Below are 23,295 nucleotides of genomic sequence, written 5' to 3'. Positions count from 1 at the left end.
ATATTCATTCCTTTGCACCGCAAATTTAAAGAAATAAAACTAATTATTAATTAAAAACTTAAAGTTATGTCTGAAATTGCATCAAGAGTAAAAGCGATTATCGTTGATAAATTAGGCGTAGAAGAATCAGAAGTTACTAACGAAGCAAGCTTCACTAACGACCTGGGAGCAGATTCTCTTGACACTGTAGAACTTATCATGGAATTCGAAAAAGAATTCGGTATCTCTATTCCTGATGACCAAGCAGAAAAGATTGGTACTGTAGGTGATGCTGTATCTTATATCGAAGAACACGCTAAGTAATTATCCGATTTCATCAATATGGAATTAAAAAGAGTGGTAGTAACAGGCCTTGGCGCCATTACTCCTGTTGGCAATGATGTACCCGAATTCTGGGAAAATCTAGTGAACGGGGTTAGTGGAGCAGGGCCTATTACTCATTTTGATGCGTCGCAATTCAAGACCCAGTTTGCATGCGAAGTGAAAAACTTCGATGTAACTAAATATATCGACCGTAAAGAGGCAAGAAAGATGGACTTATACACTCAGTATGCTGTCGCTGTTGCCAAAGAAGCGGTATCGGACTCCGGTCTTGACGTCGAAAAAGAAGATTTGAACAGAATCGGTGTTATTTTTGGCGCCGGTATCGGTGGTATACATACATTCGAGGAAGAAGTAGGCAACTACTACACTCATCAGGAAATAGGTCCCAAGTTCAATCCGTTCTTCATCCCGAAGATGATCTCGGATATTGCTGCCGGACAGATTTCTATCATGTATGGCTTCCATGGTCCTAACTACGCGACTTGTTCAGCATGTGCTACTTCTACCAATGCCATTGCGGATGCCTTCAACCTGATTCGTCTGGGTAAAGCAAACGTAATCGTATCTGGTGGTTCGGAAGCAGCCATCTTCCCTGCAGGCGTAGGCGGTTTCAACGCTATGCATGCTCTGTCAACACGCAACGATGAGCCTAGCAAGGCTTCACGTCCATTCAGCGCAAGCCGTGACGGCTTCATCATGGGCGAAGGTGGCGGTTGCCTGATCTTGGAAGAACTGGAACACGCTAAGGCCCGTGGTGCGAAAATCTATGCAGAAGTTGCCGGTGTAGGTATGTCTGCAGATGCTCATCACCTGACAGCTTCCCATCCGGAAGGTCTTGGTGCCAAACTGGTAATGCTGAACGCTCTGGAAGATGCAGAAATGGATCCGAAAGAAGTAGATTACATCAACGTTCACGGAACATCTACTCCGGTAGGTGATATTTCTGAAGCGAAAGCAATTAAGGAAGTATTCGGTGATCACGCATACGAACTGAACATCAGTTCTACAAAATCAATGACTGGTCACTTGCTGGGAGCTGCCGGTGCGGTAGAATCTATCGCAAGCATCCTTGCCATCAAGAACGGCATTGTTCCTCCGACTATCAACCACGAAGAAGGTGACAACGACGAGAACATTGACTACGACCTTAATTTCACGTTCAACAAAGCTCAGAAACGTGAGGTTAATGTTGCCCTGTCCAACACATTTGGATTCGGTGGTCACAATGCGTGCGTTATCTTCAAGAAATACGCTGAGTAAAATCGTGTTACGTAACCAAATAGATAAGATAAGACTCCTGTTCCGCAAAGACAGAGAGTCTTATCTTTGTTTTTACCGGATACTCGGATTTTATCCGCACAATATCCAGATCTACGAACAAGCGCTCCTGCATAAGTCATCTGCCGTCCGCTCCGAGAAGGGACGTCCGCTGAACAACGAGCGACTGGAGTTTTTGGGTGACGCCATCCTCGACGCCATCGTAGGAGATATTGTCTATAAACGTTTCGAAGGAAAACGGGAAGGTTTCCTGACAAACACACGTTCCAAGATCGTACAACGGGAGACTTTGAACAAGTTAGCCGTGGAGATCGGTCTGGACAAACTTATCAAATATTCTACCCGCTCCTCTTCTCACAACAGTTATATGTACGGGAATGCTTTCGAAGCATTTATCGGAGCCATTTATCTGGATCAGGGGTATGAACGTTGCAAGCAGTTTATGGAGCAGCGAATCATCAACCGTTATATTGATCTGGACAAAATCTCCCGCAAAGAGGTCAACTTCAAGTCCAAGCTCATCGAATGGAGCCAGAAGAACAAGATGGAGGTTTCCTTTGAGTTGATCGAGCAGTTCCTCGACCATGACAGTAATCCCGTTTTCCAGACAGAGGTTCGTATCGAAGGGCTTCCTGCCGGAACCGGTACGGGCTATTCCAAGAAAGAATCTCAGCAGAATGCCGCGCAAATGGCTATCAAGAAGGTAAAAGACCAGACATTCATGGATACAGTCAATGAAGCGAAGTCGCAGCATTCGAAGCCGTCAGAAGTGGAAACAGAGTCGGTCGAACCTGAATTGACTGAGTCGGAAACCATGGAACCGGATACTTTGGAGACCGAAGCACTGGAAGCGGAAACGACTGCAGGCAAAGTCGAAACGACTGTTAATGAGGCCGAAGCAACAGAAACTGAGAAGGAATGACAACTCCAACTACCATCCTAACGACAAAAGAGTAAATTATAAGTTAACCGAAACAAATCCCCATGCGGCGGCCCTGAATCACTAAATCGTGATCTTCAGTTACCAACTTCAATTTACCGGCAACTTCTTCAAGAGGAATAGACGAAATGTCATCTCCTTTTAAGGCAATCATTCGTCCGAATTGCCCATTGGCAATCAATTCTGTCGCGTGTCCTCCCATGCGGGTAGACAGGTTACGGTCGAAAGGAGTAGGCGAACCGCCACGCTGAATATATCCCAATACGGTTTCACGTGTTTCGATACCCGTTTCATATTCTATTTCCTGTGCGATGTATTCCGCGGCACGTTTCCGGCCATCCGTCAGGATGCCTTCTGCCACCACTACGATGGAATAGGGTTTGCCTTTTTTCAGCCTTTCGAGGATTGTATTTCCTATATTCTTGATGTTGTAAGGGATTTCGGGGACAAGAATGACGTCGCCGCCACCCGCCATGCCCGAATACAGGGCAATCCAGCCGGCTTTATGCCCCATCACTTCAATAACCATCACCCTTTTGTGCGAGCTGGCGGTAGAATGCAAGCGGTCGATGGCATCCGTAGCGATGCTCACGGCGGAGTCAAATCCAAAGGAAATATCCGTTCCCCAAATATCATTATCAATGGTTTTGGGGACCGATACGATGTTGACGCCCATTGCGGCAAATTTAGCGGCAGTTTTCTGCGTTCCGTTTCCTCCGATGCAGACGACACAATCCAGTCCCATTTCCTGAATATTCTGAAGAATCAGTGCCGGCTTGTCGACATCCGAGACGACGCCTCCTTTTTTAAAAGGTTTCTCGCGCGAAGTACCCAGCATTGTACCCCCTTGGTTCAACAATCCGGATAAGGATTTATCAGTAAAGGATTCTATGTCTTTTGTCAGCAAACCTTGAAAACCACTATGAATTCCTATTACTTCCATCCCATAGTGATTGATGGCAGTTTTGCACACGCCACGAATAGTGGCATTTATACCGGGGCAGTCTCCTCCGGAAGTCAGGATTCCAATTCTCATTGTCGTTTTTTTTAGTCAGAAACTCGGGATTCAAGAAAAGTCGCCAAATTTTAACGATTATTTCCGTCGTAAAGATAGAAAAAAAAGATAAATAAGGTTACTTTTGCACGACTAAACATTATTATGTTAAAGCAGAAATGAATATTACAAAGATTATTAGTAAGACTTTCGATTCCCGTTTAAAACAAATAGACCTTTATGCTAGTCAGGCTAGTGAGATACAGCACCGTGTGCTGAGTCGCTTAGTGAACCAAGCTGCACAGACAGAGTGGGGAAAAAAGTACGACTACGCCTCCATCCGTAGCTATGAGGATTTCAGAAACCGCCTTCCAATACAGACTTATGAGGAAATAAAGCCTTATGTAGAACGCTTGCGGGCGGGGGAACAGAATCTGCTTTGGCCATCGGAAATACGCTGGTTTGCCAAATCATCCGGAACGACCAATGATAAAAGCAAATTCCTGCCTGTCAGCAAAGAAGCTCTGGAAGACATTCACTATAGAGGCGGTAAAGATGCTGCGGCACTCTACTTCCGCATCAATCCGGACAGCCACTTTTTCTCGGGAAAAGGGTTGATTCTGGGAGGCAGCCATAGTCCGAACCTCAACTCCAACCATAGTTTGGTGGGAGACTTGTCGGCGATTCTGATTCAGAACGTCAATCCGTTAATCAATTTCATTCGTGTGCCGAGCAAGAAAATCGCTTTGATGAGCGAATGGGAAACCAAAATAGAAGCAATAGCCAACAGTACTATTCCTGTCAATGTGACCAGTTTGTCCGGTGTACCCTCATGGATGCTGGTACTTATCAAGCGTATTCTCGAAAAGACCGGCAAGCAAACACTGGAGGAAGTTTGGCCGAATCTGGAAGTATTCTTCCACGGCGGAGTGGCTTTCACCCCTTATCGTGAGCAGTACAAGCAGGTGATTCACTCAAAGAAGATGCATTATGTAGAGACCTACAACGCTTCCGAAGGGTACTTTGGTACGCAGAACGATCTTTCAGACCCTGCCATGTTGCTGATGATCGACTACGGTATTTTCTACGAGTTCGTTCCGCTGGAAGAAGTTGATAAGGAAAATCCACGCGCTTACTGCCTCGAAGAGGTGGAACTTAACAAGAATTACGCAATGGTGATTTCTACGTCCTGCGGATTGTGGCGATACATGATCGGTGATACGGTGAAGTTTACCAGCAAGAACCCATATAAGTTCGTCATCACAGGACGTACGAAGCATTTCATCAATGCTTTTGGAGAAGAACTGATTGTAGATAATGCCGAAAAAGGCTTAGCTAAGGCTTGTGCCGAGACAGGTGCACAGGTGAGCGAATACTCTGCAGCACCGGTATTTATGGACGAACACGCCAAATGCCGTCATCAATGGCTGATAGAATTTGCCAAGATGCCGGATTCCGTAGAGAAATTTGCCGCAATACTTGATGCTACATTGAAAGAAGTAAATTCGGACTATGAGGCGAAGCGTTGGAAAGATATTGCTCTGCAACCACTGGAAGTCATCGTTGCGCGTCCGGGATTGTTCCATGACTGGCTGGCAAGGAAGGGAAAATTAGGCGGACAGCACAAAGTGCCCAGATTAAGCAATACACGCGAATATATAGAGTCAATGCTGGTGCTGAACAACGAATAAAGTTATCCGAACAAATTAAATCATTATATGACAGAAAGTATCCTACAGTGTACATAATATGCACTGTGGGAATTTTTTGTATTACCAGCTTGCAACTGGTATCTACAACGCTATAAGCAAAAAATAAAGAATAAGATGAGTCGATTCTGTTGCAGATGGCAGATGATTTTTACTTTTTCAAACTTTATAGAGACTGAAGCAATGATTATTCTACAATGATTCCACCGCCTAGCAACAAACCATCTTTATAGAAGGCAGCAGCCTGCCCGGATGCGATTGCCGTCAACGGTTCGCGAAGTTGTACATGCAGGAAGTTATCCGGTGTAACTGTCACGGTACAATGATTTTCCTGTTTCCGATAGCGAATCTTCACAATGATATCCGCATGCCCTAACAAACGTTCTCGATTAACAATATTCCAATCTTTAAGTAACATCTCCGTTTTCTCCAAAGCCTGTAGGGAAGCGAGTACTACTTCATTCTTTTCCGGGCGAATTTCCTTCACAAAGACGGCACGATTCAAATGAATGCCCAAGCCACGCCGCTGTCCGACGGTATAAAAAGGATAGCCCTCATGCCAGGCTATAAAATCTCCCTTTTCATCGACGAATCGTCCACGTCTGACCTCCGCTGACCAAGTCTGACCTGCACTGACCTGCGGCTGACCTACGCTGACCTGCGGCTGACAATTGCTGACCTGTGGCTGACAATTGCTGACCAACCACTTTTTCAGAAAGCTTCGATAATCCATCGGGCAAAAGCAAACGCCCAGACTGTCCCTTTTCACCGCCACTTTCTGAAATCCCCGTTCAGCAGCAAAGGCACGTGCTTCCACTTTGGTAATATCTCCCATCGGAAGCAACATTCTCCGAAGAATATCTTGTTTGAGTCCCCATAAGAAAAAGGTCTGATCCTTGTCCGAATCGGCAGCGTAAGTTATATAATAGGTATCATCCACCTTTACTTTCCGGACATAATGCCCTGTAGCAATATAAAAAATCCCCATTTCATCGGCAATTTTGGAAAGAAGGGGCCATTTCAGATAGTTATTGCACAATGTGCAGGGCACAGGAGTATGCCCCACCATATATTCATGCACAAAATATTCGATGATCTGTTCGCGGAATATCTCGCGGGCATCATACGTGATATGACGGATTCCCAAACGCTCTGCCAGATGGCGGGCATCTTCCAGATATTCGGTCGAGTCGTTCAACTCATAGAAACGGAAAGTAACTCCGGTCACCTCATATCCGGCTTCCAGCAATCGCATGGCAGCTACGGAACTGTCCGTACCGCCGCTCATTCCTAACAATACTCGTTTGTTTTCTTCCATCATGCTGCAAAATTAAGGATTTTCCCGTATCTTTGTTTGTTAAAGCCTAAAGAGAATGGAAGAGAAAGCAAATACCGGACAAGTTATCATCGTTTTAACCGAACATCTGACGTTCGGCACACTACTGATTCCTTATATGGCAGAGAAATCTGACGACGGTACATACCAACTCATTGAACAGGCTTTTCACGCTTCACCCGAAGCAATCAGCCGAATGAACGAGGCCGAGCAACAAGCTATCGACATCGCCTCACATTATACAGAGAAATATCTGATGGGGATCTATTCGCGCGAGAAAACAGTATCCCGTTTTCTGCGTAAATTATCCGAAGATCCGGAACGGGTAAAGAACAATATCCGCCCATTCATCGAGAAAAAGTTGCAGGAGATGCTGACATTGATACGCCATCATAATCTTCCTCTGTATCAGAAACAGGTCGGAAGCAAACTGCTATATGCGCATCATGCCTATCATGTGCATCCTCATGACGTGGAAATTCGTTTTACGTTTCTTGCCGATGAGACCAATTTCCGCTACCAGCTACAATGCTATTATGACGGGCAGCCGCTCTCATTAAGTGAGCAAAAGCCTGTTATCGTGCTGACCTCCTCACCGTCCGCCCTCTTACTGGGAATGGAGCTGTACTTCTTTCCGCATATTGAGAGCGTACGCATTCTGCCCTTTACCAAGAAAAAGAAAATCAGCGTCCCTGCTTCCCAAATCGAGAAATACATCGATAACATCGTCATTCCGATAGCACGCTATCATGAAATTACGACTCAGGGATTGAATATCATTGAAGAGACCTATGCCTGCGAAGCTGTCCTGTCTCTTGAAGATACCATTTACGATGAACAGATGTTGCGGCTTAGCTTCCGTTATGGAGACCAGTCATTTACTCCCGACACCGTGACCGAGATGAAGAAGATCATTTACCGGAACGATTTCGGCGAGATATTCTTTTTCCGTCGGGATAGCGATGCCGAAGAAGAGAAGCTCCGGATGTTAACGGATTCCGGCTTGCAACGAGTCAGCGACGTTCATTTCAAGCTGTCGCCCGATGCGCCCGAAAAGACAATTACCGAATGGATCAGTACATATCGGGAGATGCTCCAACAGTCTTTTCTGCTGACAGGAAACATGGGGAATACCCCTTACTGTCTGGACGAAATCCGCATCGAACAGAGTTGTGATGACGAACCCGACTGGTTTGAACTGCATATCACAGTAGTCATCGGCAATCTGCGAATCCCTTTCTCACGCTTCCGCAAGCACATCCTTGAAGAGAAAAGAGAATTTCTGTTACCGGACGGGCGCATGATTCTTTTACCGGAAGAATGGTTCAGCAAATACGGTAACCTGTTGGAACTGGGCACTCAAACGGAGACGGGGATTCGTCTGAAACCGACCTTTGTCGGTGCCGTACAATCAGCTTTAGAAGAAAACGGGCCTAAAAACCTGCTTTTCAAGAGAGAGATACGTAATATTCCTGTTCCCCAAGGACTGAATGCGAAACTACGACCCTATCAGCAGAAAGGATTCTCATGGATGGTACAGCTGAACAAGCAAGGATTCGGCGGCTGCCTGGCAGATGATATGGGACTTGGAAAGACACTTCAGACCCTGACGCTACTGCAATATATATACAAACCGCTTTCTCCCGATGCGGTCACTGCTCCTATAAAGCCCGTATTTACAGAAAGTACAGCTTCCGACAATCAGCCGGACAAGGAATGTACTGCCGGTAATCCTCCCGCCAGAGAGCAGATAGCAGATGCCGAAGGACAATTCTCCTTATTCTCGTTTTCCTCCGAAGATGAACTGCTGCCGGACACACGGGAAATCAGAGAGAAAAATAAACCGAAAGAAGATGGTCACAGACAGGAACACGGAAAGAACTCCCGTAAGCCTGCCACTTTGATCGTTGTCCCCACTTCCCTGCTCCACAACTGGCGAAGAGAGGCTAAACGCTTCACGACTCTTGCGATAGCGGAATATAACAGCAACACCGCGTTTCCCAAAGGACATTCGGAGAAGTTCTTCAATCATTTCCATCTGATATTCACGACTTATGGGATGATGAGGAATAACATTGATATTCTCCGCTCCTACACATTCGAATACATCGTACTTGATGAGAGTCAGAATATCAAGAACAATGATTCCCTTACTTTCCGTTCGGTCATCCAGTTGCAAGGCAAGCACCGGATTGCACTTACCGGTACGCCTATCGAGAACTCTCTCAAAGATTTGTGGGCACAGTTCCGTTTCCTGCAACCGGACCTATTAGGAGAAGAAAACGCTTTTCATAAGCAATTTATCATTCCGATCCGGCAAGGAAACGTCCGTATGGAGAAAAGGCTGCAACAGATCATCGCTCCGTTTATCCTTCGCAGAAGCAAGAGCGAGGTAGCGCCGGAACTTCCCCCGCTTACCGAAGAAACGATCTATTGCACCATGTCCGAAAAGCAGGGTGAGAGCTACGAACAGGAGAAAAACAGCCTCCGCAACATATTACTCCAGCAACCCGAAAACAGAGACAGATACCATATGTTCAGCATCCTGAACGGTATCCTGCGTCTCCGTCAACTGGCTTGCCATCCGCAGCTTATCTTTCCCGACTTCGATGGGGTATCGGGAAAAACGGAACAAATCATCGATACCTTTGACACCCTAAGAAGTGAAGGACATAAGGTACTTATCTTTTCTTCCTTTGTCCGGCATCTGGAGATACTTGCCGAGGTATTCCGCCAACGGGGCTGGAAGTATGCTCTGCTGACCGGTTCCACCAACAACCGACCTTCCGAAATCGCCCATTTCACCGAGCAAAAGGATGTGCAGGCATTCCTTATTTCTTTGAAAGCAGGAGGAGTCGGTCTTAACCTTACACAAGCCGATTATGTATTTATCATCGATCCTTGGTGGAATCCTGCTGCCGAGTCACAAGCCATCGCCCGTGCACATCGTATCGGTCAGGATAAACAGGTTATCGCCTATCGTTTTATCACTCAGAATAGTATCGAAGAAAAGATTCTCCAACTACAGGAGGACAAGAGGAGGCTGGCAGAAACATTTATTACGGATAGTGAGGCACTGCCTGCACTGAGCAATGAGCAGTGGGCGGATTTGCTGAAATAACAATCAAACATCTCACTATTGCACCATAAAAGTGCATAATCTAAGCATATTTTAATTACCACGCACTTTGTAGTCATCCATTTTCTCCTATCTTTGCAACCCAAAACAATGCGACATGAAATACAAACTCATAGTGCTCGACCTCGACGGCACACTCACCAATTCTAAAAAAGAAATCTCTTCCCGCAACCGGGAAACGCTGATACGCATACAAGAACAAGGTATCCGTCTGGTCCTTGCATCAGGGCGACCGACTTACGGCATCGTACCGCTCGCCAACGAGTTACGCATGAATGAGTTCGGCGGATTTATCCTGTCCTATAACGGTGGAGAGATCATCAACTGGGAAAGCAAAGAAATGATGTACGAGAATGTACTGCCCAATGAAGTCGTTCCGGTACTCTACGAATGTGCCCGCACCAATCATCTAAGCATACTGACTTACGACGGAGCAGAAATAGTGACCGAAAACTCGTTGGATCCATACGTACAAAAAGAAGCCTTCCTCAATAAAATGGCGATACGGGAAACAAACGACTTCCTGACTGACATCACCCTCCCAGTAGCCAAGTGCCTCATCGTCGGAGATGCCGGCAAGCTAATTCCTGTAGAATCCGAGCTTTGTATCCGCCTGCAAGGAAAGATCAATGTCTTCCGTTCGGAACCTTATTTCCTGGAGTTGGTTCCGCAAGGTATCGACAAGGCTTTATCCCTCAGCGTCCTGTTGGAAAATATAGGAATGACACGCGAGGAAGTGATAGCTATAGGCGATGGCTACAATGACCTGTCGATGATCAAATTTGCTGGTATGGGCGTAGCAATGGGGAACGCGCAGGAGCCTGTGAAGAAGGCTGCCAACTACATTACACTGACTAATGACGAAGATGGGGTTGCGGAAGCGATAGAGAGAATCTTCAACGTCCCATAAGGCATTCTTCCTTCAGCAGATCAGACAAAATCCCTTGCAAGTTAAGTTGAAATCAATTATTTATTCTAACTTTGCACTTCCAATAGAACAAATATAAAATGTTATGGAACATCAACTTACCATTTACAACACGTTAGATAGAAAGAAAGAATTGTTCATACCGCTTCACGCACCGCATGTAGGCATGTATGTATGCGGACCGACAGTATACGGTGATGCTCACTTGGGACATGCCCGTCCCGCCATCACATTTGACGTACTCTTCCGTTATCTGACTCATTTAGGATATAAAGTACGCTATGTACGCAATATTACCGATGTCGGTCATCTGGAGCATGATGCTGACGAAGGAGAAGACAAAATAGCCAAGAAAGCCCGTCTCGAAGAATTGGAACCTATGGAAGTCGTTCAGTATTACCTGAACCGCTATCATAAGGCAATGGAAGCACTGAATGTACTTTCTCCCAGCATCGAGCCGCACGCTTCGGGTCACATTATCGAACAAATCCAGCTCGTACAGAAGATTCTGGACGCCGGATACGCTTACGAAAGCGAAGGTTCCGTCTACTTTGACGTAGCCAAATATAATAAGGACTATCATTACGGCAAACTCTCCGGCCGCAACCTCGACGACGTACTGAATACCACCCGCGACCTCGACGGACAAAGCGAAAAACGTAATCCCGCCGACTTCGCCCTCTGGAAAAAAGCGCAGCCGGAACACATTATGCGCTGGCCTTCGCCATGGAGCGACGGTTTCCCCGGATGGCATGCCGAATGTACCGCCATGGGACGCAAGTATCTGGGCGAGCACTTCGATATTCACGGAGGAGGAATGGACCTGATCTTCCCGCATCATGAATGTGAGATCGCACAGTCGGTAGCTTCGCAAGGCGATGACATGGTTCACTACTGGATGCACAACAACATGATTACCATCAACGGTACGAAGATGGGTAAATCACTCGGCAACTTCATCACGCTGGATGAATTCTTCAACGGTACTCACAAGTTGCTGGCACAAGCCTACACTCCAATGACCATCCGTTTCTTCATCCTGCAAGCTCACTATCGCAGCACTGTAGACTTCAGTAACGAAGCATTGCAAGCTTCGGAAAAAGGGCTGCAACGTTTGATAGAAGCAATCGAAGGACTCGACAAGATCACTCCGGCCGCAACAACTTCGGAAGGTATCAACGTGAAAGAGCTGCGTGCTAAATGCTACGAAGCTATGAATGACGACTTGAATACTCCTATTGTCATCGCACAGCTTTTCGAAGGTGCCCGCATCATCAATAATATCAACGCAGGAAATGCAACGATCTCCGCAGAAGATCTGAAAGACCTGAAAGAAACTTTCCACCTGTTCTGCTTCGACATCATGGGGCTGAAAGAAGAGAAAGGGTCTTCGGACGGTCGCGAAGCCGCTTATGGCAAAGTCGTTGATATGCTTCTTGAACAACGCATGAAAGCAAAAGCCAACAAAGACTGGGCTACTTCCGACGAAATCCGTAATACATTGACTGCACTCGGATTTGAGGTGAAAGATACGAAGGATGGTTTTGAATGGAGATTAAACAAATAATTCAAGTTCTCCATAACAAGCTGTCTCATTAATCGCATATAAAACTGAGGGTCGATTCTTCGCTGAACCGACCCTCTTTCAAGGAATGAAACACAAACATCAATACCTATTTAAATTCTCTCTTCATTTATTTTCAAGAATCATTTCCACCGGTTGTCCATGCTGACAAGTTACATCCAGTATCGTATGGTCACCTTTATATTCAAGCATTACATTCGCCGGTGTCTCCGACAAACTCCAGCGGCCTTCCAGCTCTATTATTTTATGAACAGGGCGGCTCGGTTCTTTTGTCGTATACGTCTTTTCCGCAATATTCAAGTTCGGGTCACAGACGCTGAGACGAATCGCTGTTTCTCCCTCTGCCGCATACATGACCATCGTTTCCGCAGGAATGGAAGCAACCACCAGCTTATCGTCAGCAGACCGGTAATCTTCAAAAGCAGCATATCCGGTTATACCCGTTTTCCTGTCATAGACAATATGCGCAGTCTGATCACGTTGCCATACTTCGTATGCAGGCGTTTTCTTCAGTTCATCCAAATCCGAAGCTGAAGGCTGAATCAGTACCATATATTCATAAGTAGCATTCTTCGGGGCGTTGCCATGTTCAATCCAGGCAGAAGAGAATGTTCCTTTAGTCTTTTCGCGGGTTTTCTCATGACGCGACTCCTGTTCGGCTATCTGTGAACGAAGGGTTCCGTCAACTACATGATAATAGTTATCATAGCCGTCGTGCAGCCAATAGTTATCCTTACCTGTCTTCTGCTCTTTGCCGTTAAATTTCGTTTGGAAGAGAGTGGTCTCCGTAGGATAGTCAGCATTGCTGTTCGTGATGCCTGTTCCGAGGCAGACCATCCGGTTATCAAAACAGAAGACGGACTTACGGGCTACAAAGTCAGGAGTAAAGTTCTCATAATCACGTTCCGTCAGTTTCATTGCAAACATTCCGTTCATGCCGCCTAAAGAGCTGCTTCCGGAAAAGTTTTCCGTAGACCGTGCCATCGTCGTACCTTTCAGGGGACTGTCCAAGAGTTCAAAAGGAAGATGAATGGTAGTCGTACCGGGCAGACGGTTCCAGTCCCATCCTTCCTGTACAAAACCACTTCCGGCACGGGAGACGGGATTTCCTTTTCCCATAATCTGTACCGATCCGTAGCTTTGATAACGTCCGTAACGATTATCTTTCGCATAGATTTCAGCACCCCATACATCTGTGGTATATCCTTTCAGTGTCACCATCCAGTCTGCACGGCGGAAAATACCTGCCGATCCATAGTTATAAACAAAAAAGCCGTGGGGAGCCTGTGCAGGCTGAATACCTTCTTTCCTGAAGAAATGTGCATTCCTTGTATTCCGATCACGTATCAGACGCAAATAATCGGCGGCCAGTCCATGATCGAATGTATTTCCCTGACCGGACAAGTCTCCTGACAATGCAATATTGGCAAATGCTTCTATATCATCGCTTCCCATCTTTCCGCCAAAAGGATGGCGACCGCTAATGCCTGTCCCCCATTCGTAAAGGTTACAATAATTGCGCATGGCGAGAAAGGCAGACTTGATATGTTGACGTGCCTCTTCCGTCAGTTCAAATCCAGTCCCGTTGGTGAGAGCGATAAATTGGCCGATGGTAGCCAGTACTCCGGTTGTATAGCCGGGATAGAAACCTCCGTGATGAAAGGTCGTTCCATCTACTTTGATACCGCCGAGAGTGCCCGGAGTATAATTCAGCGATGAAGACAACCAGCGCGACAAACCATTCAAAGCCTGTTCCTGTTCCCTTGCATCGGGGAACATCATGGCGGAGATAAACTTTGCCATCAAGAGCGTATGCCATGAATCCAGTAATTCATCCCGCTCCGGCGGACACGGTTGACGGGTCTCCTGTAAAGCAGCCCAGAAACGTAAAGTGGATAGATAGGCATCCCGGTGAGGATGTTTATAAATCGCGTCCCGCATGAGCCAGGCGGTAGTATATATTTTACGTACCTGATAGCCGTAATGATGGTTCGTCCCCATGCCGCTGCCAAAAGCGAATCCCTGATCCATTGCATAGTCGAATACGGTAAAATAGTTCTTCTTCGATGTCTCATTCTGATTGTAGAAGGCATCGTATGCAAAACCGGCAAGCATCGTTTCGATATCATTCCATGACATCTCCCCTTTCTTCTTGTCTTGCTCGTCCGGTGCTACAACAGGAGTTCCGGTAAAGCCGGTTCCGGCTGCGGAGGGAGCAATGGCAGCTCTTTCAAAAGTCTTCCTTGCAGCGTTGATCTGTCCTTGGGGAGCTTTCTTCACATCGAGAAATTCAGTCAGGCGTTGTTCGATTGTTTTCAAGTCCTTCTTTTGCCGAGTTGTCAGTTTAGAAAGCAAGGGGACATCATAAGACTGCTGTTCCCACTTCCATACAAGACACCAATGCCAGAGGTCACGATTGGAAAGACCGTTGTTAGCTGGCAGTTGTTGGTCCGGTGTCGTGCGCAGGTTCATCTTCTTTTCCGGAAAGGTCAGGCGATCCAGAAAGATGCGCCCTTTACGGTCGGGAGCAACCAGACGATAAGAAACAATATTTTTATCTTTCTTATCACCGTTCATGTAGGCGAAAGATATCCAGCAAGCCCGCCAGCCTGCCGCTTGCAGATGATACGTGAACCAATAAGAGACTTCACCCGCCTTATTTAGAAACTCAAAACGGATAGAGTCCTGTTGGGGTTTCTCGTTATATATCCACAGGGTAATACCAAATTGCTGTTCCTTTTTGGCATTCAGCGATAAAGGTTCTATCTGAACGTCCAGTGTCGAGGCAGGTTGGAAATCCCATTCCAGACTGCTTTCTCCCTCTTTATAGAAAAGAGAAGAAAGTTTCACTTCACCTTTCCCCGAAACTTTGAACGTCTCGGGAACCTTTTCTTCAAACCCTATGACCTGCGCATAAGAGGACAAAGAACAAAACAAGAACAGAAATATAAAACAAACAGCTTTCATGATCATTAATTGTTTAAAGGCAGTTCTTACCACACCCGGGTGTCAGGATGCACGACACCCGGGTGTCAGCATGTATGAGATCCGGGTGTCGGTATGTATGAGACCCGGGTGTCATACAAACCGTATTAGTATACGGTATCAGTAAGGTATACGGTCCGAAAGAATCTTTTCCGTATACCACGGATCGTCGATTTCTTTCAGCATTGTTCCCATTTCACGATAAAGTTGCTCCACAACTTCCTTATTTTCATCCAAAGGCAGATTATTCAGCTGATAAGGGTCGTTTACGTCATCAAACAGCAGACTTTTCTTTAGCTGTTTCGTCTTCCGGTCGATATACAGAGCCAATGTATAGCGAGCCGTCTTAATGCCGCGCGAAGAGGGGAAATAAGATTGCACCAATCCATCCTTATCTTTCTCTCCATCCAGATTCTGAATATACAACGCACCTGCCGGACGAACAATTTCCGCCTTTTCATCGAAGAAAAGAGGTGCGAAGTTGCGTCCCTGCACCTCGGAAGGAATCGAATCCCCCAGACCGCACAAGCCGAGTACGGTAGGCATAATGTCGGGAGCAGAAAGCAACAAATCATCTACCCGGGGCTGAATCTTACCGGGGAAACGAACCAGGAACGGAATATTCATAGATTCGGAATAGGGAGAGTTCTTAGGGTCGTCCGTTCGCTGGCTGCACATTGTTTCGCCATGGTCGGAAGCAAAGATGACTACTGTATTTTTATCCAATCCCAATTGTTTCAGTGCTTCCAAAATCTGTCCGAAAGCACGGTCTACTCCGGTCACAGAAGCAAAGTAGTAACGGACGGATTCCGCTTTTTTCATATTCAGATCTACGTTTGGGCGAATCAGCAGACTGTCCAGCGGTTGATCTTTATAAAGATTGAAGTCCTGTTCTTCACAATCGTTCAGCGAACGGTATGGGCTATGCGGCGGGTTCATTCCCACCATGATGAAGAATGGCTTCTTCGTATCACGCACGTTTCCTTCATTCTTGAGATAAGAAACAACTTTGCCCGACTCATGGAGCGGTGACCATTCTTTCGGATCATGCCTCTTGCCGTCCGTATCCCAATAATGCGGGTTCTTATGTTCGTCAAACGTGCCGTACGAATACCAATAGTTGAAACCATGGCGCTGCTCTTTCGGCGTATAAGCGTCCCACACCGGACGCTGTGTTTCTACATATTGTCCCGGATTCTCCGGATCATTCGGGGTCGGGAAGTCAGCGTGAAGTTTACCGAAATAAGCACAATCATAACCGGCCTTGCTGAATACGTCGCCTATGCACTCCGCATCGTCACGCAAAGAGCTGATAGGACGTGTAGAGTTACAGTTCAAAGGTACACCACTGCGATTCGGATACATACCGGTCAGCAACATTCCACGATGAGGGCTGCTCAGCGGACAGTTGCTTTGAGCGGAAGTCAGCACCATAGATTCACGTGCGAAAGTATCTATGTTAGGAGTATGCACGGGGTCTCCCCGGAAGTTTACTTTATCTCTGAAACCTTCCTGGTTCCAAAAGCCCATTGCCTGATTGCGATACTGATCAGGAAATACATAGATGATGTTTGGATGTTCCGCTTGCTCTGCCACCTGTTTGGGGGCTTTACAGCCTTGCGCTGCAAAGAGGGTCAAGCCTCCCATCAATAAGTTTACTGATTTGTTTATCATGATATAAAGAATAACAGTTAATGTACCGGAAGAGACTAATATATGCACATATCCGGCTAAAGTACAAGCAAGGCAGTTCTTACTTCTTTTCCAGGTCTCTTTTGCGCATCAATCCTTCCAGGAAGTAATAGTCAGCGTAGTTCAAAGGCACATCTATTTCCTGGCCGTGAGGGATACTGCCTACAGAGTGCATCAATATAAAGTTTCCATTCGTACCCACTTTCGCACGATAAGCCGGTGAGCCGAGGCTTTCCATAATCTTATCAGCAGTTTCCTTATAGTGATTGCCCGGCAGATAACCGTCGAGTTCGTACAGAGCAGAAGCCGTACATGCGGCTGCAGAAGCGTCACGAGGTTCGTTCGGAATGTTCGGAGCATCGTAATCCCAGTAAGGAACGAGGTCTTCCGGCAGGTTCTTATTGGTAAAGATGAAGTTATACACCTTCTGTGCCTGATCGAGATACTTCTTGTCTTTTGTATAGCGATAGCAAGTGGTATAACCGTATAATGCCCAAGCCTGTCCGCGAGCCCATGATGATTCGTCCGCATATCCTTGTGCTGTTTGTCTCTTACGCACTTCTCCTGTTTCGGGATCGTAGTCTACCACATGATAGCAACTGTTGTCCGGACGGAAGTGGTGAGCCATCGTTGTATCCGCATGTTTCACTGCTATATTGTAAAAGGTAGAGTCACCGGAAAAAGCCGTAGCTTCAAACAGCAATTCCAGATTCATCATATTATCGATAATCACCGGACATTTCCATCCGCGTGTTCCCTGCCAGCCTTTATCGGCATCCCATGACTGGATAACGCCTGCTCCCGGACGGAAACGGGTAGACAATGATTTTGCGGCTTCTACAATCACATCTTTATATTCTTTTTTATCTGCAAAACGGTAACCGTTAAGATAACTGCACCCGATCATAAAGCCGACATCGTGATGCCACTTCAGATATTTCACAGAATCGAGGGCTTCTGTGTATTTTTCTGCCAAAGGCAACCACTTTTTATCCCCTGTCAGATTGTAAGTCAGCCACATGCTGCCCGGAAAGAAACCGGAGCACCAGTCATCAATAGGTATATAGGAGATACTACCATCTGCATTGATGGTTCTTGGATTCAGAATTTTACCGGATTTCTCGATAATGTCTGTTTGAATTGTGTTTTGTGCTACTGCGTTGTCGATGTTGTCCTGAATAAAATCGACTTCAACCTTTTTTTGTCCACCGCAACTCGTAAAGATCAGAAGCGAAAGTCCCAATGCGCTAAGAATTGTTTTCATAATACATGGATTATTTGTTAAGTTAATAATTATCTGGTGGCAAAAGTAGTACTTTCAAATAGAATAGACCGTCCCAAATAATCCAATTCAGGGACAAATTTGGTACATTTCTCTCTTGAAGGGCATATTTGCACAGATATTCCCCAAAAGCCTGCTTAATTATTTAATGTAATTATAATAATCTGACTAATATATAATATATTCTGGTCATTTTAAGGAAAAAGGCATTCTAACTCTTCTACATTTTTATTATATTTATTTGTAATTAATCAATTGATTGTTAATTATAATTATCATCATCACGTTTACATAAAGTTATGCAAATTAAATAAGAAATTACTTATTTAGTTAGCTTTGCCATGTCTTTTCTCAGTCAAACTCTTCGTTGATGAGAATCAGATATATATAGATATTTGTACTTAAATCTACAACATATTATGAGCACAACATGCCAACATCAACAAGGTGAAGGATACCTAAAACTCCTAAAGATTTAGATATGTATTATGCTTATAATAAGAAAGATAGGCAAACGTTGTAAGCAATCATATTTATTGTTCGGACGCACTTTAACCATTTTATTATTTATATTTATGAAAAACCACCTAATAACAGTATTTGTCTGCTGTTTATTCTTCATCGGTTGTAAAGATGATAAAGCCAGCTCTAATCAGTATGACCCATCTCAACCAGTAGTATTTACAGATTTTAGCCCTAAAGAGGGAGGTATGCGAACCCGCCTGTACATTGAAGGCAGTAATTTCGGGAATGATCCCACCAAAATTCACATTACGATCGGTGGAGAAAAAACCAAAACCATCGGAGCCGATGGAAAAAAGATTTATTGCATGGTTCCTTCCAAGGCTTTTGATGGAATAATCAATGTTCGTGTAGATGGTCCGGATGGCAAACCTATTGCAGAACATACATTTGAAGAGGAATTCAAATACACTCCTGCAACGATCGTAGGTACCTTGCTACGTAAGGTAGACGAGGATAATAATTCTGCATTTCAAGAGGGTTCTTTCGATGAAGGAGCTTCTATTCCTTCCAATGACTGTATGGTGTTCGATCCCAAATACAAGGATGGGGACAATCGGTTACTTTTTTCTTCAAACCATTCTGACGGTCTCCACCTAATAGACCTGACAGAACGGACTGTAAAACGTCTCTTCCCAAGAACGGGATATAGCACAATGTACTCTTTCACATTCAGTGCTGACGGAGACACGTTGCTGTTTACCGATGATCACGGTCAGGACAACACCACCCGGGCAAATATCTATTATTCTCTCCGTCGCGAGAACTTTCGACGAATTCGTCCCTACAACTATGGCAGGACAGCATATAGCTTAGTGTATATGGATGACGGAACCATCTTTTACACCACCTGGTGGGAGGGAAAAGTCTACAAAATGATACGCAATGGAGCTATTCCCAATATCGACGAGAATGCGGAAGTTGCCTTTAGCCTGAGTCAGATATCGGCAGTGGGCGGTTCACATACGATATTATTCAGGCACCCGTCCAATAAATTCATGTATATGCTTTCCGACAATTTTGGCGCAGTGTTCAGAGCCGATTATGATCCGGTGGCAAAAACATTCGGTAATCCTAGCATCATTGCCGGAAACATGAACGATAAAAGTTTCAAGGAAGGAACGGGAGGAAGCGCCCGATTTAACAAACCACAGTTCGGTGTATTCGTAAAAAATGAGAAATACGGCGAAGGAATTGGTCCTGACAACGACCAATATGACTTCTATTTTTGTGACAGAGAAAATCACTGCATCTGGAAACTGGATCCTCATGGGGTAGCGTCTCTTGCAGCCGGACGAAGTAACGAAAACGCCGACGGCAAAATATGGGGATACGTAGACGGCAATCCGTTGCATGAGGCACGTTTCAATCAGCCAGCCGGTCTTGCTTACGACCCTGATACAGATATGTTCTATATTGGAGATATTGATAATAAAGGGATTCGTTATATGACAACGGAATAATACTATTTAAAACACAAGTAAATATGAGAAATGTAATCTTACTATTTTTATTGATAGTAGGCTGGACAACTACAGTCTGCGCTCAAAACGAACAAGAGACGATTGAGGTGACGGGAATCGTCACTGATCCAAAGAACGAACCTTTAATAGGCGTGAACGTTACAGCAAGAAATATGCCCGGCTTCGGTGCGATAACAGATATAAACGGACGTTACAAGATCAAGGTTCCCAATTACTCTTACTTGATTTTTTCCTATGTGGGCTTTACAAAGCAGGAAATCTTTATCAAAGACAAAAAAATCATTAACGTCATTATGGCGGAAACGAAAGAAACAGTCATCGACGAGGTTGTTGTCACAGGGACCGGTGCTCAGAAGAAGGTAACTGTGACAGGTGCCGTTACCACAGTCGACGTTTCCCAGCTACGTACTCCGACGGCAAGCATCACCAATGCTCTTGCGGGCAATGTGGCCGGTATACTCGCCCGCCAGACTTCCGGACAGCCGGGTAGCAATATCTCTGAGTTCTGGATACGCGGTATCTCCACTTTCGGTGCCGGAGGCAGTGCATTGGTATTGGTCGATGGCTTCGAACGTGATATGAATGAGATCAATGTAGAAGATATCCAGGACTTCTCTGTGTTGAAAGATGCCTCCGCAACAGCCATTTACGGTTCACGCGGTGCAAATGGCGTCGTCTTGATCACGACTAAACGCGGTAAGGAAGGGAAGACCCGCGTCAATGCCAAAGTAGAAACCTCGTATAATACACGCACCAGAACTCCGGAATTTGTGGACGGTCCAACATATGCCCGCATGATGAACGAAGCCTTGGTTAGTCGTAGTCAGGCTCCGGCCTATAGCGAAAGCGACTTGGAACTGTTTGCAAACGGGCTGGATCAGGATCTTTTCCCGAATGTGGACTGGATGAACTTAATACTGAAAGACGGTGCCCCCACTTATCGCGCAACTGTAGACTTGACCGGAGGTGGTACGGTAGCCCGCTATTTCATTTCTGCCAGTTATGTAAATGAAGGCGGCATGTACGAGACAGATCGTGCTATGACAGACTATAACACCAATGCCAACTACCATCGTTGGAACTACCGCATGAATGTAGACATAGACCTGACAAAATCCACGCTGCTAAAAGTAGGCGTATCGGGTTCTTTGGACAAGCAGAACCTGCCGGGAAGCCAGTATCATGAAATATGGCACTCGCTAATGGGATACAGTCCCATCGCTTCTCCGGTACAGTATAGTGACGGGAAATGGGCAGCAGTCGGTAGTGAAGGACGAAGAAATCCGTGGGTACTGACCACCCAGCAGGGATATCAGGAAACATGGAAGAATAAAATACAGACTACGGTTAATCTTGAACAAGATTTGAAATTTATCACAAAGGGATTAAAATTCTACGGACGTTTCGGATTCGATACATATACAGATAACGGTGACAACCGTTTCAAATGGCCGGAAAGTTGGTTAGCAGAACGGCAGCGTACCTCCGATGGAGAACTGCAATTCAGAAGAATAGAGACGCAGAAACTGATGGACGGAACGATGTATTCAAGTGGACAACGGAAGGAATATTTGGAGGCAGAGCTACACTATAACCGTACGTTTGGCGACCACATGCTAGGAGCCGTTTTAAAGTATTCTCAGGATAAGACTACCAATACATCTCACAACGGCAATACAGATAGCTACGAGAAGATTGTACAGAGTATTCAGAATCGTCATCAGGGGTTTGCAGGACGTTTCACATACGGATGGAAATACCGCTACTTCTTTGACTTTAATTTCGGTTACAACGGCTCCGAGAACTTCGCCTCAGGTCAGCAGTTTGGATTCTTTCCCGCCTATTCTGTAGCATGGAACATCGCTGAAGAGTCAATCATCAAGAAACATCTCAAATGGCTGAATATGTTTAAGCTGCGCTACTCATATGGTAAGGTAGGTAACGACAATGTGGGAACCCGCTTCCCATACGTAGAGAAATTCGGGACATGGGATGAAGACGGTTATTATTACGGTGATATCGGCACCAGTAATTATTATTATACCGGACTGACCTATTCGAGAATTGCATCAAGCAGCATCACTTGGGAGGTAGCCAAGAAACATGACCTCGGACTTGACTTCTCTATGTTCAATGATAAGTTCAGTGGCAGCATTGACTACTTCCACGAACAACGCAACGGTATTTATATGGTACGTAGTTACCTTCCTCAGATCATCGGTCTGAATCACATCACAACGAAACCTTATGCTAACGTGGGATCTGTCTTGTCCGAAGGTTTTGACGGTAATATCGCTTATAAGCAGAGAATAGGTGAGGTAGATCTTACAGTACGTGCCAACATGACCTATAGTAAGAATGAAATCAAGGAGTATGACGAAGAGAACAGCCGCTATCCGTATAAGATGAAATACGGATTCCGTGTAGACCAGGCACGCGGCCTGATAGCCGAAGGATTGTTTAAGGATTATGAAGAAATCCGCAACAGACCCTCACAGGGTTCAGGCATCATGCCGGGAGACATCAAATACAAGGACGTAAACGGTGACGGAGTCATTAACGGAGATGATGAAGTGCCCATTGGTGCGACCACCCGCCCTAACCTGATTTACGGGTTCGGTGTATCTGCACAATGGAAAGGATTTGATATCAACGTTCACTTCCAAGGAGCCGGCAAGTCATCCTTCTTCATAGACGGATTCACCGTATATCCATTCCAAGAGAAGTCATGGGGCAATATTCTGACGGATGTAGTGGGTAACTACTGGTCGCTGGGAACCAACGAAGACCCGAATGCCAAATACCCGCGTCTGAGTTATGGAGGTAATAGCAACAACTATCGTGCTTCTACTTACTGGCTGCGAAACGGTTCGTACATCCGTTTAAAGAATGTGGAATTAGGTTACAGCATCCCCAAACGGTTTGTCAATAAACTCCATTTGGACCGTGTGCGCCTCTACCTGATGGGAACGAATCTGCTGACCTTCTCCGACTTTAAGCTTTGGGATCCGGAACTGGGTAGTTCCAATGGACAACAATATCCGTTATCCAGAACAGTGACCATCGGACTGACGGTAGGAATCTAAAACAATCATTA

14 protein-coding genes are annotated in these 23,295 nt (G+C 45.6%); 9 read left to right on the top strand and 5 right to left on the bottom strand.

Annotated features, from left to right (window positions below):
- Nucleotides 1-66: 66 nt before the first annotated feature.
- From ACHLI0_RS14810 to rnc, 3 genes are read left to right on the top strand one after another with little or no spacing between them, the layout of a single operon-like run.
- Nucleotides 67-303 carry an acyl carrier protein gene (locus ACHLI0_RS14810; protein ID WP_004291965.1) on the top strand — a complete coding sequence of 79 codons (237 nt, stop codon included), beginning with the start codon at nt 67-69 and terminating at the stop codon, nt 301-303.
- 18 nt (nt 304-321) lie between these two features.
- Nucleotides 322-1,584: a beta-ketoacyl-ACP synthase II gene (gene fabF / locus ACHLI0_RS14805; protein WP_008762962.1), complete on the top strand. Its 1,263-nt coding sequence runs from the start codon at nt 322-324 to the stop codon at nt 1,582-1,584.
- Complete coding sequence (gene rnc / locus ACHLI0_RS14800) at nt 1,550-2,524, top strand: ribonuclease III (RefSeq protein WP_490749501.1); 975 nt, start codon at nt 1,550-1,552, stop codon at nt 2,522-2,524. The genes fabF and rnc overlap by 35 nt, the downstream gene beginning before the upstream one ends.
- 43 nt (nt 2,525-2,567) lie before the next feature.
- Here rnc and ACHLI0_RS14795 read toward each other — a convergent pair whose 3' ends face one another.
- Nucleotides 2,568-3,578 carry an ATP-dependent 6-phosphofructokinase gene (locus ACHLI0_RS14795; protein ID WP_008767561.1) on the bottom strand — a complete coding sequence of 337 codons (1,011 nt, stop codon included), beginning with the start codon at nt 3,576-3,578 and terminating at the stop codon, nt 2,568-2,570.
- A gap of 137 nt (nt 3,579-3,715) precedes the next feature.
- Here ACHLI0_RS14795 and ACHLI0_RS14790 point away from each other — a divergent pair, with 137 nt between their 5' ends.
- The gene (locus tag ACHLI0_RS14790) at nt 3,716-5,227 is read left to right on the top strand and encodes a GH3 auxin-responsive promoter family protein (protein WP_490749500.1); all 1,512 of its coding nucleotides are present in this window, start codon (nt 3,716-3,718) and stop codon (nt 5,225-5,227) included.
- Nucleotides 5,228-5,432: 205 nt separating this feature from the next.
- Here the strand turns inward: ACHLI0_RS14790 and mnmA are convergent, their stop codons facing one another.
- Nucleotides 5,433-6,566, bottom strand: a complete 1,134-nt coding sequence (gene mnmA / locus ACHLI0_RS14785; RefSeq protein ID WP_490749499.1) for a tRNA 2-thiouridine(34) synthase MnmA — start codon at nt 6,564-6,566, stop codon at nt 5,433-5,435.
- A 52-nt stretch (nt 6,567-6,618) separates the two neighbouring features.
- Between mnmA and ACHLI0_RS14780 the strand changes: the two genes are divergently transcribed.
- The 3 genes from ACHLI0_RS14780 to cysS all read left to right on the top strand — a co-directional run bounded on the left by ACHLI0_RS14780 (nt 6,619) and on the right by cysS (nt 12,215).
- Nucleotides 6,619-9,702 carry a DEAD/DEAH box helicase gene (locus tag ACHLI0_RS14780; RefSeq protein ID WP_490749498.1) on the top strand — a complete coding sequence of 1,028 codons (3,084 nt, stop codon included), beginning with the start codon at nt 6,619-6,621 and terminating at the stop codon, nt 9,700-9,702.
- Nucleotides 9,703-9,817: 115 nt separating this feature from the next.
- Entirely contained in the window at nt 9,818-10,630 is an 813-nt protein-coding gene (locus tag ACHLI0_RS14775) for a Cof-type HAD-IIB family hydrolase (protein WP_414202558.1), read from the top strand.
- Between the two features lie 103 nt (nt 10,631-10,733).
- Nucleotides 10,734-12,215 (top strand): cysteine--tRNA ligase, encoded by a 1,482-nt coding sequence (gene cysS / locus ACHLI0_RS14770; protein ID WP_414202559.1) that lies wholly within the window; start codon nt 10,734-10,736, stop codon nt 12,213-12,215.
- A gap of 123 nt (nt 12,216-12,338) precedes the next feature.
- Here the strand turns inward: cysS and ACHLI0_RS14765 are convergent, their stop codons facing one another.
- The 3 genes from ACHLI0_RS14765 to ACHLI0_RS14755 form a co-directional block, all read right to left on the bottom strand.
- Nucleotides 12,339-15,200, bottom strand: a complete 2,862-nt coding sequence (locus ACHLI0_RS14765) for a chondroitinase family polysaccharide lyase (RefSeq protein WP_414202560.1) — start codon at nt 15,198-15,200, stop codon at nt 12,339-12,341.
- 138 nt (nt 15,201-15,338) lie between these two features.
- On the bottom strand, nt 15,339-16,889 hold the full coding sequence (locus ACHLI0_RS14760) for a sulfatase family protein (protein WP_032841405.1): 1,551 nt from the start codon (nt 16,887-16,889) through the stop codon (nt 15,339-15,341).
- An 82-nt stretch (nt 16,890-16,971) separates the two neighbouring features.
- A complete protein-coding gene (locus ACHLI0_RS14755; RefSeq protein ID WP_016269279.1) occupies nt 16,972-18,174 on the bottom strand; it encodes a glycoside hydrolase family 88 protein in 1,203 nt (400 codons plus the stop codon).
- Between the two features lie 593 nt (nt 18,175-18,767).
- Here ACHLI0_RS14755 and ACHLI0_RS14750 point away from each other — a divergent pair.
- Together ACHLI0_RS14750 and ACHLI0_RS14745 are read left to right on the top strand one after the other, a co-directional pair.
- On the top strand, nt 18,768-20,177 hold the full coding sequence (locus ACHLI0_RS14750) for an IPT/TIG domain-containing protein (RefSeq protein ID WP_195380626.1): 1,410 nt from the start codon (nt 18,768-18,770) through the stop codon (nt 20,175-20,177).
- Between the two features lie 23 nt (nt 20,178-20,200).
- The gene (locus ACHLI0_RS14745) at nt 20,201-23,284 is read left to right on the top strand and encodes a SusC/RagA family TonB-linked outer membrane protein (RefSeq protein ID WP_414202561.1); all 3,084 of its coding nucleotides are present in this window, start codon (nt 20,201-20,203) and stop codon (nt 23,282-23,284) included.
- Nucleotides 23,285-23,295 lie beyond the last annotated feature (11 nt).

The sequence above is a fragment of the Bacteroides sp. RCH18 genome (genome assembly GCF_058231005.1).
This window is presented reverse-complemented; position numbering and strand designations above follow the sequence as displayed.